The sequence below is a fragment of the Actinoplanes sp. NPDC049598 genome, assembly GCF_040675435.1.
Taxonomy (GTDB): domain Bacteria; phylum Actinomycetota; class Actinomycetes; order Mycobacteriales; family Micromonosporaceae; genus Actinoplanes.
Genome location: NZ_JBFAOX010000012.1, coordinates 213,542 through 231,627, shown reverse-complemented (window position 1 = coordinate 231,627; position 18,086 = coordinate 213,542). Strand labels below are relative to the sequence as shown.

The following is an 18,086-nucleotide window of genomic DNA, read 5'->3' as shown; positions in this document are numbered from 1 at the left end:
ACGGCTAAGGGGCAGGATGGAGCTATTACCGCGCGACTCACACAATGGGCCGCTCGGTCCGACACCGACCAAGAGGAATGCCTGTGGCCACGGAGCGCAAGCGCCCGGTGATCAGCGACGGCCTGCCGAGCCAGCTTCCGGACATCGACCCCGAGGAAACCAACGAGTGGGTCGAGTCGCTCGACGGAGTCATCGACGAACGCGGCGCCAAGAGAGCCCGTTACGTTATGTTGCGCCTGCTCGAGCGGGCGCGGGAGCGACAGGTGGGCATTCCGCCCCTGACCTCCACCGACTACGTCAACACGATCACGCCCGAGCGTGAGCCCTGGTTCCCCGGTGACGAGTTCGTCGAGCGGCGCATCCGCGCCTACATTCGCTGGAACGCCGCGATGCTCGTGCACCGCGCCCAGCGCCCGGAGATCGGTGTCGGCGGTCACATCTCGACGTACGCGTCGAGCGCCAGCCTCTACGAGGTCGGCATGAACCACTTCTTCCGCGGCAAGGACCACCCCGGCGGCGGCGACCACATCTTCTTCCAGGGCCATGCCTCCCCGGGCATGTACGCGCGGGCCTTCATGGAGGGCCGGCTCAGCGAGAACGACCTGGACGGCTTCCGTCAGGAGCTCTCGCACCCGGGCGGCGGCCTCCCGTCGTACCCGCACCCGCGCCTGATGCCCAACTTCTGGGAGTTCCCCACGGTCAGCATGGGCCTCGGCCCACTGAACGCGATCTACCAGGCGCGTTACAACCGCTACCTGCACAACCGCGGGGTCAAGGACACCAGCCAGCAGCACGTCTGGGCGTTCCTGGGCGACGGCGAGATGGACGAGGTCGAGTCGCTCGGCGCGATCGGCCTGGCCGCCCGCGAGGAGCTCGACAACCTGACCTTCGTCATCAACTGCAACCTGCAGCGCCTGGACGGACCGGTCCGCGGCAACGGCAAGGTCATCCAGGAGCTCGAGGCGTTCTTCCGCGGCGCCGGCTGGAACGTCATCAAGGTGATCTGGGGCCGCGAGTGGGACCCGCTGCTCGCCGCCGACACCGACGGCGCGCTGGTCAACCTCATGAACGTCACGCCCGACGGCGACTACCAGACCTACAAGGGCGAGTCCGGGGCGTACGTCCGGGAGAACTTCTTCGGCCGTGACCCGCGCACCCGCAAGCTGGTCGAGGGCATGTCCGACGACGAGATCTGGAATCTCAAGCGGGGTGGCCACGACTACCGCAAGCTGTACGCGGCGTACAAGGCGGCCATGGAGCACACCGGTCAGCCGACCGTGATCCTGGCCCACACCATCAAGGGCTGGACGCTGGGCTCGCACTTCGAGGCGCGCAACGCGACGCACCAGATGAAGAAGCTGACCCTGGACGACCTCAAGGGCTTCCGCGACCGTCTGTACCTCGACATCAGCGACAAGCAGCTCGAGGACAACCCGTACCTCCCGCCGTACTACCACCCCGGCGAGAAGTCCGACGAGATGCAGTACATGCTCGAGCGCCGGCGTGAGCTGGGCGGTTCGATCCCGAGCCGGCGCACCAAGGGCAAGGTGCTGCAGATCCCCGACTCCAAGGCGTTCGGTGACGTCAAGCGGGGCAGCGGCAAGCAGAAGATCGCCACCACCATGGCCTTCGTCCGCCTGCTCAAGGACCTCATGAAGGACAAGGAGTTCGGCGCCCGGTGGGTGCCGATCATCCCGGACGAGGCCCGGACCTTCGGCATGGACTCGCTCTTCCCGACCAAGAAGATCTACAACCCGCACGGCCAGACCTACACGTCGGTCGACCGGGAGCTCTTCCTGTCGTACAAGGAGGCGACCAACGGCCAGATCCTGCACGAGGGGATCAACGAGGCCGGGTCGACCGCGAGCTTCATCGCCGCCGGCACGTCGTACGCCACGCACGACGAGCCGATGATCCCGCTCTACATCTTCTACTCGATGTTCGGCTTCCAGCGCACGGCGGACGAGCTGTGGGCGGCCGCCGACCAGATGACGCGCGGCTTCCTGCTCGGCGCCACCGCCGGGCGGACCACGCTCAACGGCGAGGGCCTGCAGCACGAGGACGGCCACTCGCTGCTGATCGCGGCCACCAACCCGGCCGTCGTGGCCTACGACCCGGCGTTCGCGTTCGAGATCGCGCACATCGTCGAGGACGGCCTGCACCGGATGTACGGCGAGAAGCAGGAGAACGTCTTCTACTACCTCACCGTCTACAACGAGCCGGCCATCCAGCCCGCCGAGCCGGCCGACGTCGACCGGGAAGGCCTGCTCAAGGGCATCTACCGGTACGCTCCGGCGCCCGAGACGAACGGCCCGAAGGCGCAGCTGCTCGCCTCCGGCACCGGCATGCCCTGGGCCCTCAAGGCCCAGCAGCTGCTGGCCCAGGACTGGGGCGTGGCGGCCGACGTCTGGTCGGTCACCTCGTGGACCGAGCTGCGCCGCGACGCCGTCGAGGCCGAGGAGCACAACCTGCTCAACCCCGGCGACCAGCTGCGCAAGCCGTACATCCAGCAGAAGCTGGAGGGCACCGAGGGCCCGGTCGTCGCGGTCAGCGACTTCATGCGGGCGGTGCCCGACCTGATCGCCCGCTGGGTGCCGAACGACTACACGTCGCTGGGCACCGACGGTTTCGGCATGAGCGACACCCGGCACGCGCTGCGCCGCCACTTCCACGTCGACGGCGAGTCGGTCGCGGTGGCCACGCTGCGCCAGCTCGCGCTGCGCGGCAAGGTGCCCTCGCACGTGCCGGCCGAGGCCGCCAAGAAGTACGCGATCGACGACGTCAACGCCGCCCCGGTCGGTGAGACCGGCGGAGACAGCTGACGTTTAGCACTTCTTGAGCCGGACCGGTCGAAAACGACCGGTCCGGCTCAGTCGTTCCCGGGGCGTGCCGATCGGGATTGAGTGGGACACGGACGCCGCGGCATGCAGATCAGTCACAAGCTTCTCGCGCTGGGCCTGGGCGGGGTGATCGGCACCGCCGCAGTCCTTGTCCTGGTCGGGGCCTGGCGCAGTGGCGACTTCGCGCAGAGCACCGAACGTGAAGTGGTCGCGCTCAACGAGGCCAATCTCCAGCAGATCAGCAGTGACATGACCACGCTGGTGTCGTCGGTCGGCAACGAGGTGCAGAACAGCGTCGACGTCTCGATGAACGCGGCCGACAAGCTGCTGGCCCAGCGGGGCGGGGTCGCCTTCTCGGACCGGACCGCCACCTGGACCGCCACCAACCAGGTGACCAACACCAAGACGACGGTGACGCTGCCCCGGATGACGGTTGGCGGCACCTGGCTCGGCCAGAACAAGAACCTCAAGGTCACCACGCCGTTCGTGGACGACGCGGCATCGATCTCCGGCGCCGTGGTCACCGTCTTCCAGCGGATGAACACCGCCGGTGACCTGCTGCGGGTGGGCACGACGGTGAAGGCGGCCAACGGCAACCGGGCCATCGGCACGTACATCCCGGCGACCGCGGACGGCAAGGCGAACGCCGTGGCCGCGGCCATCAAGGCCGGCAAGTCCTACCGGGGCGTGGCCAAGGTCGTCGACACCTGGTACATCACGGCGTACGACCCGATCAAGAATTCGTCCGGCGCGGTGATCGGGTCCCTGTTCGCGGGGATCCCCCAATCGCAGGCGCTCGAGAACCTCACCGCCGCGGTCGCCTCGGGTGAGGTCGGCCGGAACGGCTGGGCCACCGTCTTCAGCACCTCGCCGGCCGACGCCGGCCGGGTCGTCGCGTCGAGCCTGGGGAGTGCGTCCACCAGCGTGGACGCCGACTCGACCGACGCCAACGGCGCCAAGTACGTCGCGGAGATCGTGGCCAAGGCGCCGACGCTGGAGGACGGCGCGACCTGGACCACCTCGTACAAGCTGCCGGGCGCGTCCGGCGCCGAGCCCGGTGCGACCACCACCACCGTCGCCTACTACGCGCCGTACTCCTGGGCCATCGCGATCGGCGGCTACGACGCCGACGCGGCGGGGCCGATCAACGCGGTCCGCGACGGCCGCAAGAACATGCTGTTCGCCTTCGTGCTGGCCGCGGTTCTGCTGGCGGTGGCCGGCGGCCTGATCGCGGCGGTGCTGGCCCGCCGCATCTCGAGCCGGTTGGGCGGGCTCACCGGTGGCCTGTCCCGGCTGGCGAAACGCGACCTGACCGTGGTCGTGCCGGTCGACGGCAAGGACGAGATCGCGGTCGCCTCGGCCGAGCTCAACTCCGCCGTGGACGAGCTGCGCACGGTGATGGTCGAGGTCACCGCGGCCTCGCACGAGGTGGCGGGCACGGCCCAGCAGGTGGCGGCGACCGGCGGCGAGCTGGCCGGCTCGGCCGACGAGGCGGCGTCGCGGGCCGGGCACGTCAATGTGGCCGCCGAGGGTGTCTCGCACGTCGTGCAGACGGTGGCGGCCGGGGCCGAGCAGATGGGCGCCTCGATCTCCGAGATCTCCAACAACGCCCAGGACGCGGCGCAGGCCGGCCGGGACGGGGTGGGGCTGACCGCGGCCGCGGCCGGGGTGATCGGCGAGCTGCGCGCCTCGACCACGGCCATCGCCGACGTGGTGCGGCTGATCGCGAGCATCGCCGAGCAGACCAACCTGCTGGCGCTGAACGCGACGATCGAGGCGGCCCGGGCCGGCGAGACCGGCAAGGGCTTCGCCGTGGTCGCGGGCGAGGTCAAGGAGCTGGCCCAGGAGACGGCGCGGGCCACCGAGGACGTGACCGCCCGGGTGCAGGCGATCGAGAGCGACACCAGCCGGGCGGTCGACGCCATCGAGGCCATCACGGCCCGGATCGCGCAGGTCAACGACTACCAGACGGCCATCGCGGCCGCGGTCGAGCAGCAGGCGGCGACCACGGCCGAGATGGCCCGCAACATCTCCGAGGTGGCCTCGGGCAGCCGGGACATCGCCGAGGGGATCAGCGTGGTCAGCGGCGCGGTCGACGGCACCCGGGCCTCGGTGGCGGTCTCGCACCGGGCCGCCGACGAGCTGGACGCCACCGCCCGCAAGCTGACCGGCCTGGTCGACCGCTTCACCGTCTGATCGTCAGGCCGGCACGTAGGTCAGCACGTCGACCCCGGTCTTGGTCTGCCAGGTGCCGGTGAGCGACAGGGCGATCTTCGTACCGGGCTCCCAGAGCTTGCGGCCCTCGCCCTGCACCACCGGATAGATCATGATCCGGTACTCGTCGATCAGGTTGTGCCGGGTCAGGTAGTTGACCAGGTCGGCGCTGCCGTTGATGAGCAGTTTCTCCGGACCGTCCTTGAGCGCCCGGACCGCCTCGGCCACGTCGCCCTTCAGGAAGGTCGCGTTCCACTCCGGCTCGGTCAGCGTGGTGGTGGCGACGTGCTTGGGCATCGAGTTCATCCGGACGCCGAAGTCGCCGGTCGCCTCCTCCATCCGGGGCCAGGCCGCCTTGAAGCCCTCGTACGTCTTGCGGCCGAGCAGCAGGGCGTCGGCCTCCTGCAGGTTCGAGGCCTGCCAGCCGCCGAGCTCGTCGTTGAAGTACGGCCCGCTCCAGGACGGCTCCTCGAACACGCCGTCCAGGGTCACGTACTCCACCGCCACGATCTTGCCCATCAGAACACTCCTTCGGTCGCGATCCGCTGGGGAGGAAACTACGCGATCGGACCCATGTGCCGATTGCGACCGCCTGACCACTTTCCGTAGGCTCTCTTCCCTAGGGGATCGGTGATCCTCTAACCTCCGAGGAAATTTCGCCTTTCGAGGAGGCCGGATGGCCGTCGTGCAGGGCGCCCCCGCGCTTGCCGAGCCGACCCAGCCCGTCAACCGATCCTGGATAGGCCTCCTCTTCGCCGCCAACCTCGGGCTCTGGATGGCTTGCTACACCCCCATCCAGGTGCTGCTGCCGGAACAGGTCGCCGAGCTCACCACGGAGAACAAGGAGCTGTGGCTCGGCCTGGTGACCGGCGTCGGCGCGCTGGTGGCCGTGATCATCGCCCCGCTGGCGGGCGCCCTCTCCGACCGCACCCGGCTCAAGCTGTTCGGCCGCTCGTACGGCCGGCGGCACGTCTGGACCCTCGGCGGCGTCATCCTGACCGTGCTCTCGCTGTCGGTGCTGGCCGAGGCGCCCAACCTGCTGACCGTCACCCTGGCCTGGGCCGTGGCCCAGGTCGGCATCAACGTCATGCTGGCCTCGTTGACCGCCGCCGTGCCCGACCGGGTGCCGGTGATCCAGCGCGGCCTGGTCTCGGGCTGGATCGGCATGCCGCAGGCGCTTGGCCTGGTCCTCGGGGCCATCCTGGTCACCGCGGTCGTCACCGACATCGGGCTCGGCTACATCGTGCTGGCGCTCGGCCTGGTCCTGCTCGCGGCGCCGTTCGCGCTGCTCACCCGGGACGAGCCCCTGCCCGAGGGGCACCGGGTCAAGGCGAGCTGGCGGCTCGACCTGCGCGGCAACCCGGACTTCGTCTGGGCCTTCGGCACCCGCTTCCTGGTCCAGCTGGGCAACGCGCTGGGCACGCTGTACCTGCTGTACTTCCTGACCGACGCGGTCGAGCTGGACGATCCGGACACCGGCCTGCTGATCATGATCCTGCTCTACACGGTCGGCATGATCGCGACGGCCATGGTCGGCGGCCACCTCTCCGACAAGCTCGGCCGCCGCAAGATCTTCGTGATCTGGTCCGGCGTGCTGATCGCCGTCGCCGCCACCCTGCTCGCCATCTGGCCGACCTGGCCCGTGTCGATGGTCGCGGCCCTGCTGTTCGGCGCCGGCTACGGCGTCTACCTGGCCGTCGACACCGCGCTGATCACCCAGGTGCTGCCGGCCGCCACCGACCGGGCCAAGGACCTGGGTGTCATCAACATCGCCAGCGCCGCCCCGCAGGCGATCGGCCCGGCCATCTCGGCCCCGATCGTGACCCACCTGGGCGGTTACCCGGCCCTGTTCGCCCTCACCGCTCTGGTCACGATCCTCGGAGCCGTGGCGGTGGTGAAAATCCGTTCAGTCGCCTAGGTACCCTTGACGAGTGACTGTACGAGTACGCTTCGCCCCCTCTCCGACCGGCATGTTCCACGTCGGCGGCGCGCGCTCCGCGCTGCAGAACTGGATCTACGCCAAGCAGCACGACGGTGTCTTCGTGCTCCGGATCGAGGACACCGACGCCGCCCGCAACCGTCCCGAGTGGACCGAGGGCATCATCTCGGCCCTCGACTGGATCGGCATCGAGCGCGGCACGTACGAAGGCCCGTACTTCCAGTCCTCCTACGCGCAGGACCACACCGCCGCCGCCACCCGCCTCTACGGCGAGGGCAAGGCGTACTACTGCGACTGCAAGCGGGAGGACGTCATCGCCCGCACCGGCAACCAGCACACCGGTTACGACGGCTTCTGCCGGGACCGGGGCCTCGGGCCGGGCGAGGGCCGCGCGCTGCGCTTCCGCACGCCCGACGAGGGCGAGACCGTGGTCGAGGACATCGTCCGGGGCAAGCCCACCTTCGAGAACAAGCTGATGGAGGACTTCGTCATCGCCCGCAGCGACGGCTCGGCGGTCTTCCTGCTGGCCAACGTCGTGGACGACATGACCATGGGGATCACCCACGTCATCCGGGCCGAGGAGCACCTGCCCAACACCCCCAAGCAGCAGCTGCTGTGGGAGGCGCTCGGGCACACCCCGCCGATCTGGGGCCACGTGCCGGTCATCGTCAACGAGAAACGGCAGAAACTGTCCAAGCGCCGCGACAAGGTGGCCCTGGAGAGCTACCGCGACGAGGGCTACCTGGCCGCCGCCATGAAGAACTACCTGATGCTGCTGGGCTGGGCGCCTTCGGGCGACCGCGAGATCGTGCCGTGGCAGGTCATCGAGGACGAGTACCGCCTCGAGGAGGTCAACCACGCCCCCGCGTTCTTCGACGTGAAGAAGCTGCGGGCGTTCAACGGCGACTACATCCGGGCGCTGGACGTGCAGGAGTTCATCCAGTGCTGCACGCCGTGGCTCAGCGGCACCGACACGATCGCGGCCCCGCCGTGGGAGCCGTCGGCCTTCGACGCCGAGGTCTTCACCGCCGTCGCCCCGCTCGCGCAGACCCGCATCGCGGTGCTGTCCGAGATCGTGGACTACGTCGACTTCTTCTTCCTCCCCGAGCCGGCGATCGACGAGGCCTCGTGGGCCAAGGCGATGAAGGAGGGCGCGGCCGAGATCCTCGACGCCACCGCGGCCGCCTTCGAGGCGCTGCCGGAGTGGTCGGCCGAGCCCCTGAAGGCCGCCCTGGAGGAGGTCGGCCTGGCCCGGGAGCTCAAGCTCGGCAAGACCCAGGCGCCGGTACGCGTCGCGGTGACCGGCCGCTCCGTCGGCCTGCCGCTGTTCGAGTCGATCGAGGTGCTGGGCCGCGAACGCACACTGTCACGACTCCGCGCCGCACGCGCACGCTTGTAACACAGTTTGATCTCATCGGGGCCCGGTCGAGTGACCGGGCCCCTTTCGTGTTGCGGGGAGTAGGTACTATTCGGCCGCTGATCAACGGCCGTTGTCGTCTCTCGGCCATCCCCAGATGGCTTCAAATTCGTCCGGCTGGAGATGCGCCCGGGAGCTGTTCCGGGAAGGCTTAGGGCCACGGCCGGGCGACCGGGCGGGGGTGCGCGAAGCCATGTCCACCACGGGGCGGGGAGGCCGGACGATGGTTGGTAAGGCGATCACGAGGTTGCTCGCGGTCACCGCGGCGCTGGCTGTGGGGTTCGGGTTCGCCCCGGCCGCCGCGCAGGCCGCGCCCAAGGCGCCGCCCGCGCCGAACGTCGTCGTGATCACCGGCAAGGGCGTCGCCGGCAAGATCACCATCGATCAGAAGACCCAGAAGAGGCTCTTCGACAGCCTCTACAGCGAGGTCAGCTGGATGGCCACGGCGAAGTCGCAGACCACCGCCCTCAAGGCCGACAAGCTCGGCACGCGGTACGTGGTGACCCTGCTCAACAACAAGCAGCCCCTGCAGATCTACGAGCTGTACCCGCTGGCCGCCGGCGGTCCCCGGGCCCACCGGGTCGCCAAGCAGCCGACCGGCACCAAGACCGACGGCTGGTTCTACGGCCGGCTCACCATGCCCGAGGCGCTGCGGGTCAGCGGGGTGCCGCTGGAGACCAAGCCCGACGTGGTCACCGGCGGCATCGGCGGCGGCATCGGCCAGGGCCTGGACGTCGAGGCGGCCGAGCAGCCCGGCGTCGAGGACTACGTGGGCGAGGTGCGCCGGCTGTTCCTGCTCAACGGCGCGGTGCTGGTGTCGATCCTGGTCGGCCTGGCCGGCATCGCCTTCCTCATCCGCCGCAAGATCTAACCGACCGGCGTCCGGAACGGCGGGCAACCCTGCTCGCAGGTCTCCGGGCCGAACGCGTCGAACACCCGGTCGTCGGTCGCGACCTGCTCGACCTGGGCGCCGGTCAAGGCCGGCTTGCCCTTCTCGGCGCCGACGTCACGCTTGCCGGTGGCCATCACCGCGACCGTACGGCCGTCGCTCGCCCGCCGCGCGATCGTCTGGCGCACCTGCCAGTTCTCGTCGGCCACGTCGTCGTACCGGACGAACTCGAGACCACCGGCCTGGTCCACCCGCGCGCAAGCCTTCTTGTCGGCCTTGACCGGGAAGCAGTAGTCGTCCGATTTGTCGTAGACGGCCACGTCGACGGCGCCGCGCGGCTGATCCCCGTCGACCACGTGATAGCGCCGCCAGCCGTCGCCGCGCTCCACCGACTTCACGTCCAGCCCCCGACCCTCGATCAACGGCTCGACCAGGTCCCGTACGGCATCGGAAGTGACCGTGACCGCCGGCGCCGGCGCGACCGAAGCCGGTATTGACACCACGGGCGTGACCGTCACCGCAGGCCGGCCCGGCAGCAAGGTGGTGGTCAGCAGATAGCCGGCGGCGACGATCGCGGCCGCGCCCAGCAGACCCGAGCCGAGCAGCAGCTGCGTGCGGCGGCGGCGCAGCCGGTCGGCCCGGCGGAAGACCGCGTCGACCTCCTCGCCGACCGACGGCTCCCCCTCGAGGACGTGCTCCAGCAGCTCCCGCAGCGGACCGGTGGGCGCGCTCATCCGGCCATCGCCGCCTCCGACTCGGAGAGCAGCTTCTCCAGGGCGGCCAGACCGGCCCGCTCGTAGGCGCCGACCCGCTCGTCGTCGAGGTCGAGCATGGCCCCGGTCGCCTCCACGTCGAAGCCGTCCCAGTAGCGCAGCACCAGCACCGCCCGGCAGCGCGGCGCGAGCTTGTGCAGCGCGTCCAGCAGCAGGATCGACTCGGCGGCGACCCCCTCGGCCCCGGCCGAGGCCACGAAGACGTGCTCGCGGCGGCGGTTGCGCTTGCGGCAGGCCTCCATCAGGTCGGCGTACGCGTAGATGTCGGCGTCGGCCACCGCGCCGCGCCGGCTGTCGACCACGAGACGGGCCAGGGTGGCCCGGGTCAGATCGGCCGCGAGCTGCCAGTCGCCGCACATGAGGAAGGCGGACCGGCGCAGATGCGGCAGGCGGGCCGCGACGAAGGTGCGCAGGGCCGCGTCGTCCTCATGCTGGTTTCCGGACATATGCCCTTTATAGGCGCGGAAGCGGGTGTTCGGGCCCGGAACGGCGATCACGCGACCTGAACGGCGACCTCCACGAGGCGTACGAGATCGTCCAGGTCCTCGTCGAACTCACTGTCCGGGCTGTCCCCGGCCGGCAGGCCACCGGTGACCTCGCCCGTGGCATGACCGAGGAGAAAAGCCAGGATCATTCGGGCCAGGCGCGGTACGGAGTGAGCGGGCACCCCGGCGTCGTGCAGCAGGCCGCGCAGCGCCGCGGTCAGCCAGGCCGCCGGGGCGCCGGTGGCCGGGCGGGTCAGCAGCAGCGGGAACGCGCCCGGATGCTTGGCCGCCAGAGCCCGTACGGCCCGGCCCAGGGCCCGCAGCCGCCGCCGCCAGTCCAGCCCGGTCGCGTCCTCGAGATCGGCCCCCAGCTCGATGGTGAGCAGGTCGACCAGACCGTCGAGCAGGGCGTCCTTGCCACCGACATAGGGGTAGAGCGCCATCGAGGTGAGGCCGACCCGCTCGGCCACCGCGCGCATGGACATGGCGGCCAGGCCACGCTCGTCGACGAGAGCGAGGGCCTGGTCGAGGATCAGCCGTCTCTTGTCGTCCACCGACTAACCGTGTCCGGCATTTCGCCTATGTCAACCAGGACGCGCCGTGCGGCTACCCGAACGAGGGCGGCGTCGCTTCTCCGCCGAGGCTCAGCGCCGGCTTCTCCGCCGAGGCTCAGCGCCGGCTTCTCCGCCGGGACTCAGCGCCGGCTTTTCAACCGAGGCTCAGCACCAGCGGCCCGGCGGGCGGCCTCGACCGGCCGCGCGGCGGCGAGGGCGCACCGCGCCGTGCAGGTGGGCACCCGCCCAGCCGTGCAGCTCGGTCCGGCAACCACCCCGAGCCGGCCCCGGCACGACCTCCGGGTCCGTCTCGTCCACGGTCGCCATCGGCAGCGAGCCCTCCGGCGCGGGCTCACCCTCGCCGAGCGGCCAGTTCTCCCGTTCCGTCATCTCGCCTCCTCACCCTGTCGCGGTCTTTCATCGGCAGCTCGGGGCCCGCGCTTTACCGTGGGCGAACGCGAATCTGGCGACGCTAGGACGACACCTTGCCAGGTCACCGACCGAAATCGCGGGAGAGGCGCACCGCTACACCGGACATTTACCCCAAAACGTCACTTTTTCGGCGACTGGCCGGGCATGGCAGGCTGGGGGCGTGTCAGAGACCGCGCTACCCCAGGGCTCGGCGACTCCCCCACCGGCCGAGACGCTGCGCCGGATCGAACGGCACGCCGGCGCCCTCGCCACCTCGGCCGTCGCCCGCATGGACGAGACCCTCCCCTGGTTCCGCGCGCTTCCCGCCGACCAGCGTTCCTGGGTCATGCTCGTCGCCCAGGCCGGCGTGCGCTCCCTGGTCGAGTGGCTGCGCTCCGGCGGCGCCACCGAGGACAGCACCCAGGAGATCTCCGACGAGGTCTTCGCGGCCGCGCCGCGCGCCCTGGCCCGCTCGATCACGCTCACCCAGACCGTCCAGCTGATCAAGGTGACCATCGACGTGGCCGAGGCCGAGGTGGCCGCGCTGGCCGCCCCCGGCGAGGAGGAGCCGCTGCTGCAGGCCATCCTCAAGTTCTCCCGCGAGATCGCCTTCTCGGCGGCCCGGGTCTACGCGCGGGCCGCCGAGTCCCGCGGCGCCTGGGACGCCCGGCTGCAGGCCCTGCTCGTCGACGCGCTGCTGCGCGGCGACTCCTCCGACGTGCTGGCCAGCCGGGCCGCCGCCCTCGGCTGGGCCGACGCGCCACCGGTGGCGGTCGTGGTCGGCCGCTCCCCCGGCGGCGACATCTCCGCCGTGCTGCACGCGGTCTACCGGGCCGCCCGGCGCGGCCGCATCGAGGTGATCGGCGGCGTGCACGGCGACCGGCTGGTCGTGGTGATGGGCGGGGCCACCGACCCGGTGGCCACGGCGACGTCGCTGGCCGCCAGCTTCGGCGAGGGCCCGATCGTGGTCGGCCCGGCCGTGCCCTCGCTCGACCAGGCCACCGAGTCGGCCCGGGCCGCCCTGGCCGGCTTCCGGGCCGCACCGGCCTGGCCCGGCGCGCCCAACCCGGTCTCGGCCGACGACCTGCTGCCCGAGCGGACCCTGGCCGGCGACATGGAGGCCCGGCGCAAGCTGCGGCACGACGCGTACGGCGCCCTGGCCCGGGCCGGCGGCGGATTGCTGGACACCCTGGACGCGTTCTTCGCCGCCGGCGGGGTACTCGAGAGCGCGGCCCGGGAGCTCTTCGTACATCCGAACACGATTCGCTACCGGCTCAAGCGGGTGGCCGAGGTGACCGGGCTCTCCCCCCTGGACGGGCGTGACGCGTTCGCGCTGCGGCTGGCGCTGGCCGTCGGCCGCCTCGACCCTGCGACATAGCTCACCGACTTGTAGAGTTCCTACAACAGCCGTCGTAGGGTTTCGTCGCCGCCAGCAACCCCGCAACGGCACCTAATCCGGAAGAGTCGAAGACGTGCTCGCCGTACTTTCCCCCGGCCAGGGTTCCCAGAAGCCCGGCTTCCTGACTCCATGGCTCGACCAGCCCGGCGCGGAGACCCAACTGCGCTGGTGGTCGGTCCTCGCCGGCGTCGACCTGGTCCACCTCGGCACCTCGGCCGGCGCCGAGGAGATCAAGGACACCGCCCGTACGCAGCCCCTCCTGGTCGCCGCGGCCCTGCTGGCCGGTTCGGCGCTCCCCCTCGACGGCGTGCACCTGGTCGCGGGCCACAGCGTCGGCGAGCTCGGTGCGGCCGCCCTGGCCGGTGTGCTGCCCGCCGAGGCCGCCATCGCGCTGGCCGGCCTGCGCGGCCGCGAGATGGCCGCCGCCTGCGCCCTCGAGCCGACCGGCATGAGCGCCGTCCTCGGCGGCGACCCCGACGAGGTGCTGGCCGCGATCGACAAGCACGGCCTGCACCCGGCCAACCGCAACGCCACCGGCCAGATCGTCGCCGCCGGCGCCCTCGACGGGCTGGCCGCGCTCGCCGCCGACCCGCCCGAGAAGGCCCGCGTCCGCGCCATCGAGGTGGCGGGCGCCTTCCACACGCCGTACATGGCCCCGGCCGAGACCGCCCTGGCCGCGGTCGCCGGCGGGATCAGCGCCGCCCAGCCGGCCCGCACCCTGCTCTCCAACCTCGACGGCACCGCCGTCACCGACGGCGCCGAGATGGTGCAGCGGCTCGTCCGTCAGGTCACCGCGCCCGTGCGCTGGGACCTGTGCATGCGCGCCCTGGCCGAGCTCGGCGTCACCGGCGTCATCGAGCTGCCGCCCGCCGGCACCCTGGCCGGCCTGGTCAAGCGCGAGCTCAAGGGCAACGGGGCCCCCGAGATCGTCACCCTCAACACCCCCGACGACCTGCCCGCCGCCCGCGAGCTGATCGCCCGGCATTCAGCGCAAGGAGCGTGATCATGACCGCGGGTTCCCGCATCGTCGCGATGGGGCATTACCAGCCCTCGCGCATCGTCACCAACGACGACCTGGCCGCGACCATCGACACCAACGACGAGTGGATCAAGAGCCGGGTCGGCATCGCCGAGCGCCGCATCGCCGACGGCGAGACCGTGGCCGACATGGCCACCTTCGCCGCCGAGAAGGCGCTGGCCGCCTCCGGCCTCACCGCGGCCGACATCGACCTGGTCACCGTGGCCACCTGCTCCTCCATCGACCGCTGCCCCAACGTGGCGACCCGGGTCGCGGCCCGCCTCGGCATCAACGCCCCGGCTGCCTACGACCTGAACACCGCCTGCTCCGGCTTCGGCTACGCCCTCGGCACGGCCGACCACGCCATCCGGGCCGGCGCCTCCCGCAACGCCCTGGTCATCGGGGCCGAGAAGCTCTCCGACGTCACCGACTGGACCGACCGCACCACGGCCGTCCTCTTCGGCGACGGCGCGGGCGCCGCGGTCGTCACCGGGGTGGCCGACGGCGAGGAAGCGGGCATCGGCCCGGTGCTCTGGGGCTCCGCCCCCGAGAAGGGCGACGCCCTGCTCATCGAGGGCTGGCAGCCCTACATCAAGCAGGAAGGCCAGACGGTCTTCCGCTGGGCCACCACCGAGCTCGCGCCGTTCGCGCTGCAGGTCTGCGAGCGGGCCGGGATCGCCCCGTCCGAGCTCGCGGCGTTCGTGCCGCACCAGGCGAACACCCGGATCATCGACGGTATCGTCAAGCGGCTGGGCCTCGGCCCGGACGTCGTCGTCGCCAAGGACCTGGTCCACTCCGGCAACACCTCCGCGGCGAGCGTGCCGCTGGCCCTGTCCAAGCTGGTCGAGCGGCGCGAGGTGCCCTCGGGCGCCCCGGTCCTGCTCTTCGGCTTCGGCGGCGGCCTCACCTACGCCGGCCAGGTCATTCGCTGCCCCTGAGCAGTTGACCTGACGGAGCAGTCCCCACCATTGAGAGGAAACACCTGTAATGGCTTCACGCGAAGAGATCACCTCCGGCCTCGCCGAGATCCTCGAGGAGGTCGCCGGGGTGAACCCGGACGACGTCGCCGAGGGTAAGTCCTTCACCGACGACCTGGACGTCGACTCGCTGTCCATGGTCGAGGTCGTGGTGGCCGCCGAGGAGAAGTTCGGCGTCAAGATCCCCGACAACGAGGTCCAGAACCTGAAGACCGTCGGTGACGCCGTCAGCTACATCGAGGCGAACCACTGACATGAGCAACGTAGACGTCGTCGTCACCGGGCTCGGCGCGACCACCCCGTTGGGCGGGGACGTCGCGTCCACCTGGGACGCCATGCTCGCCGGCCGCTCCGGGGTGAGTCGCATCACCGCGGAGTGGGCCGACCAGCTCACCGTGAAGATCGGCGCGCAGCTCAAGGTCGACCCGTCCGAGGTCATCGAGCGGGTCCGCATGCGCCGGCTCGACCGCTCCGAGGCGATCGCGCTGATCGCCGCGAAGCAGGCCTGGGCCGACGCCGGCCTCGAGGGCGCCGACATCGACAAGGAGCGCCTCGCCGTCAGCCTCGGCAGCGGCATCGGCGGTGCCCTCACCCTGCTCAACCAGGACGACATCCTCGAGGCGTCGGGCCAGCGCAAGGTCAGCCCGCACACCATCCCGATGCTCATGCCCAACGGCCCGGCCGCCTGGGTCGGCATCGAGCTGGGCGCGCAGGCCGGCGTCCACGCGATGGCCAGCGCCTGCGCGACGGGCGCCGAGGCCATGGCGCTCGGCCTCGACATCATCCGCTCCGGCCGCGCCGACATGGTCCTGGCCGGCGGCACGGAAGCGGTCATCCACCCCCTGCCGTTCGCCGGGTTCAGCAACATGCGGGCCATGTCGACCCGCAACGACGAGCCCGAGAAGGCGTCCCGCCCGTGGGACAAGGGCCGCGACGGCTTCGTCTTCGGCGAGGGCGCGGGCGCCCTGGTGCTGGAACGGGCCGAGCACGCCAAGGCCCGGGGCGCGCACATCTACGCCCGCCTGGCCGGCGCCGGCATCACCTCGGACGGCTTCGACATCGTCCAGCCCGACCCCGAGTGCAAGGGCGGCGCCCGGGCGATGTCCCGCGCCATCCGCGACGCCGGCCTGACCGGCGCCGACATCGTCCACGTCAACGCCCACGCCACGTCGACCCCGGTCGGCGACATGGGCGAGATCGTCGGCATCAAGACCGCGATCGGCACCCACCCGGTGCTGACCTCCACCAAGTCGATGTCCGGTCACCTGCTGGGAGCAGCCGGCGCCCTGGAGTCGATCGCCACCATCCTGGCCATCCGCGACAGCGTCGTCCCGCCCACCATCAACCTGGACGACCCCGACGACCGCCTCGACCTGGACGTGGCCGCCCACAAGGCCCGCCAGCTCGACATCCCGGCCGCCATGAACAACTCCTTCGGCTTCGGCGGCCACAACGTCGCCCTGGTCTTCACGCGCCCCTGACCAGCCACTCCTGAAGCCGGTCCCGTCGACGGGACCGGCTTCAGCCGTTTCCACCCCACCCCAGAACCCCGGCCCGACCTAGCGCCCCATCTGGAGCGCCCCACCCATTCCCGGCCCGAACTCCGCACCTCTCCCGGTCCGGGACCCCGCACCCCTCCCCGCCTGGAATTCCCCACCCCTCCCGGCCCGGAGTCCCCCACCCCTCCCCGCCTGGAGTCCCCCACCCCGGTGCACAGCGCCCACGCCCGCGCGGCTGCCTCGCCTTTTGCCTGGTGTGGCGGCTGGTGGGGTCGCTTGCGGCGTGTGGGTTGGGCTTTCTTACGCACGACGGTTGGGGGGATGGGGTGACCACTCGGGCTGACTGGGGAGCGTTTTAGGCCTCGAGTGGTCACCCCATCCCCCCAACCTTGCCGGGGAGCGCGTCACTGCCGGGGGTCTGGTCACCGGCCGCTCGGGGGCGGGGCTGAGGTGAGTGGTCCCCTCTCGGTGGGCGGTGGGGTGCTGTTCGCGTCCGCGCTGGGGTGCGGCTGGGACTGCTGGTCAGGCGGGCCCGGCTGGGTGGTGGGTTGATCGGCCATTCCACGCCGGGCGCTCGGGTTCGGTGGTCGAGCTTGAAGGGCAGCGGCCCTCTACTGAGGAGGCGGCGCGGCGGTCGGGGCACGGCCCCGCCTCATCCGGCGGTCGGGGCCACGGCCCCGCCTCATCCGGCGGGGGCACACTGTTCTCCACACCTCGGCTGAGCGTTGCCCTGGTCCTGGCCCGGAACGCATCGGAGACGGGCCACAGAGTGTTTCGACTATCTCGTAGGCCTTTGCAGCAGATCTATATACATCTGCTCATAGTGGTCCAGCATCGGGCCAAGATCGACGGCATGTTCGGCGGCTTGATCAAATACCCGGCGGTTGATCTCCACGTCCCGGCGACTTCGAGAAAAAAGGGCAGTGTTGTAGAGCTCCACGACGACGAGCTCGTCGTCGTACAGAAAGAAACCGTTCTGCAGAGGGACCTCGACCGGAGCAGCATCGGGGACAACCGCGATGTTCACGTTCGTTCGCTGTTCTCCCAGCGCACGCAAGTGGCTGATCTGCGCCAGCATCTCGACGGCGGTGTGCGCACGGCGCCTGAGCGCTCCTTCACCGAGGATGAAGTGGAAAGACTTTTCCGGGTCGGCTAGTACTTCCTGCCGGCGGACCCGTCCCGACACCGCTGACATCAGCGCCTGTTCGACCGTATGGGCCGGTGCGAGCGGCACCAGGCGGAAGAACGCCTGCAGGATCTGTCTGGCATATCCACTGGTCTGCAGCAGACCGGGCACCACGGCCGGCTCGAAGGCGCGGACGGACGTGGCCGCCGCTTCCCACTCGACCAGGGTCATTTGCGAGCCCGCGAGATCGAGGGAGGCCATTCGCCAGTCGGTCATCCGATCCAGCGACCGCTCGGCCCGGCTCATCAACGCTTGAACCATGACTTCGTCCGCCCCTAAAGCACGGGCGATGACCTCGACGTCCGCCGGATCGAGCGAGCCTCTTCCGCGCTCGATCCGTGAGATCTTCGGCTGACTCATGCCTACCACCGCAGCCAGCTGGGCGCCGGTCATTCGCCGGGACTGGCGCATCCGCGCGAGGACGACGCCTACCGGTTCGTCATCACGGTCATGTGCGCCCGGGACGGTCGACATGGCGCTGCTCC

General features: G+C 70.8%; 16 protein-coding genes. 10 read left to right on the top strand and 6 right to left on the bottom strand.

Annotated elements, in window-relative coordinates:
- Window positions 1-83: 83 nt before the first annotated feature.
- Together aceE and AB0J66_RS27375 are read left to right on the top strand one after the other, a co-directional pair.
- On the top strand, window positions 84-2,822 hold the full coding sequence (gene aceE, locus AB0J66_RS27380; protein WP_364666194.1) for a pyruvate dehydrogenase (acetyl-transferring), homodimeric type: 2,739 nt from the start codon (window positions 84-86) through the stop codon (window positions 2,820-2,822).
- Window positions 2,823-2,924: 102 nt separating this feature from the next.
- Window positions 2,925-5,036: a methyl-accepting chemotaxis protein gene (locus tag AB0J66_RS27375; protein ID WP_364666191.1), complete on the top strand. Its 2,112-nt coding sequence runs from the start codon at window positions 2,925-2,927 to the stop codon at window positions 5,034-5,036.
- A 3-nt stretch (window positions 5,037-5,039) separates the two neighbouring features.
- On the opposite strand, the gene AB0J66_RS27370 is transcribed toward AB0J66_RS27375, so the two are convergent.
- Window positions 5,040-5,573, bottom strand: coding sequence for a dihydrofolate reductase family protein (locus AB0J66_RS27370; RefSeq protein WP_364666188.1), 534 nt, complete (start codon window positions 5,571-5,573; stop codon window positions 5,040-5,042).
- Between the two features lie 157 nt (window positions 5,574-5,730).
- On the opposite strand from AB0J66_RS27370, the gene AB0J66_RS27365 reads away from it, so the two are divergent.
- The 3 genes from AB0J66_RS27365 to AB0J66_RS27355 all read left to right on the top strand — a co-directional run bounded on the left by AB0J66_RS27365 (window position 5,731) and on the right by AB0J66_RS27355 (window position 9,281).
- Window positions 5,731-6,972: an MFS transporter gene (locus AB0J66_RS27365; RefSeq protein ID WP_364666185.1), complete on the top strand. Its 1,242-nt coding sequence runs from the start codon at window positions 5,731-5,733 to the stop codon at window positions 6,970-6,972.
- A gap of 13 nt (window positions 6,973-6,985) precedes the next feature.
- Window positions 6,986-8,392, top strand: a complete 1,407-nt coding sequence (gene gltX, locus AB0J66_RS27360; RefSeq protein ID WP_364666183.1) for a glutamate--tRNA ligase — start codon at window positions 6,986-6,988, stop codon at window positions 8,390-8,392.
- A 241-nt stretch (window positions 8,393-8,633) separates the two neighbouring features.
- Complete coding sequence (locus tag AB0J66_RS27355) at window positions 8,634-9,281, top strand: hypothetical protein (protein ID WP_364666180.1); 648 nt, start codon at window positions 8,634-8,636, stop codon at window positions 9,279-9,281.
- Here AB0J66_RS27355 and AB0J66_RS27350 read toward each other — a convergent pair.
- The 4 genes from AB0J66_RS27350 to AB0J66_RS27335 form a co-directional block, all read right to left on the bottom strand.
- On the bottom strand, window positions 9,278-10,033 hold the full coding sequence (locus AB0J66_RS27350; RefSeq protein ID WP_364666177.1) for a hypothetical protein: 756 nt from the start codon (window positions 10,031-10,033) through the stop codon (window positions 9,278-9,280). The two genes, AB0J66_RS27355 and AB0J66_RS27350, sit on opposite strands and share 4 nt — an antisense overlap.
- Entirely contained in the window at window positions 10,030-10,518 is a 489-nt protein-coding gene (locus tag AB0J66_RS27345; protein ID WP_364666174.1) for a sigma factor-like helix-turn-helix DNA-binding protein, read from the bottom strand. Before AB0J66_RS27345 ends, AB0J66_RS27350 begins: the two co-directional genes overlap by 4 nt.
- Window positions 10,519-10,565: 47 nt before the next feature.
- Window positions 10,566-11,111, bottom strand: a complete 546-nt coding sequence (locus tag AB0J66_RS27340; RefSeq protein WP_364666171.1) for a TetR/AcrR family transcriptional regulator — start codon at window positions 11,109-11,111, stop codon at window positions 10,566-10,568.
- Between the two features lie 165 nt (window positions 11,112-11,276).
- Window positions 11,277-11,501, bottom strand: coding sequence for a hypothetical protein (locus AB0J66_RS27335; protein ID WP_364666380.1), 225 nt, complete (start codon window positions 11,499-11,501; stop codon window positions 11,277-11,279).
- Between the two features lie 202 nt (window positions 11,502-11,703).
- On the opposite strand from AB0J66_RS27335, the gene AB0J66_RS27330 reads away from it, so the two are divergent.
- The 5 genes from AB0J66_RS27330 to fabF all read left to right on the top strand — a co-directional run bounded on the left by AB0J66_RS27330 (window position 11,704) and on the right by fabF (window position 16,397).
- The gene (locus AB0J66_RS27330; protein ID WP_364666168.1) at window positions 11,704-12,900 is read left to right on the top strand and encodes a helix-turn-helix domain-containing protein; all 1,197 of its coding nucleotides are present in this window, start codon (window positions 11,704-11,706) and stop codon (window positions 12,898-12,900) included.
- Between the two features lie 94 nt (window positions 12,901-12,994).
- Complete coding sequence (locus AB0J66_RS27325; RefSeq protein ID WP_364666166.1) at window positions 12,995-13,924, top strand: ACP S-malonyltransferase; 930 nt, start codon at window positions 12,995-12,997, stop codon at window positions 13,922-13,924.
- A gap of 2 nt (window positions 13,925-13,926) precedes the next feature.
- Window positions 13,927-14,877, top strand: coding sequence for a beta-ketoacyl-ACP synthase III (locus AB0J66_RS27320; protein ID WP_364666163.1), 951 nt, complete (start codon window positions 13,927-13,929; stop codon window positions 14,875-14,877).
- A 49-nt stretch (window positions 14,878-14,926) separates the two neighbouring features.
- Window positions 14,927-15,169 (top strand): acyl carrier protein, encoded by a 243-nt coding sequence (locus AB0J66_RS27315; RefSeq protein ID WP_097320124.1) that lies wholly within the window; start codon window positions 14,927-14,929, stop codon window positions 15,167-15,169.
- A gap of 1 nt (window position 15,170) precedes the next feature.
- A complete protein-coding gene (gene fabF, locus AB0J66_RS27310) occupies window positions 15,171-16,397 on the top strand; it encodes a beta-ketoacyl-ACP synthase II (protein WP_364666159.1) in 1,227 nt (408 codons plus the stop codon).
- A gap of 796 nt (window positions 16,398-17,193) precedes the next feature.
- Here fabF and AB0J66_RS27305 read toward each other — a convergent pair.
- Window positions 17,194-18,075: a helix-turn-helix transcriptional regulator gene (locus tag AB0J66_RS27305; protein ID WP_364666156.1), complete on the bottom strand. Its 882-nt coding sequence runs from the start codon at window positions 18,073-18,075 to the stop codon at window positions 17,194-17,196.
- Between the last annotated feature and the right edge of the window lie 11 nt (window positions 18,076-18,086).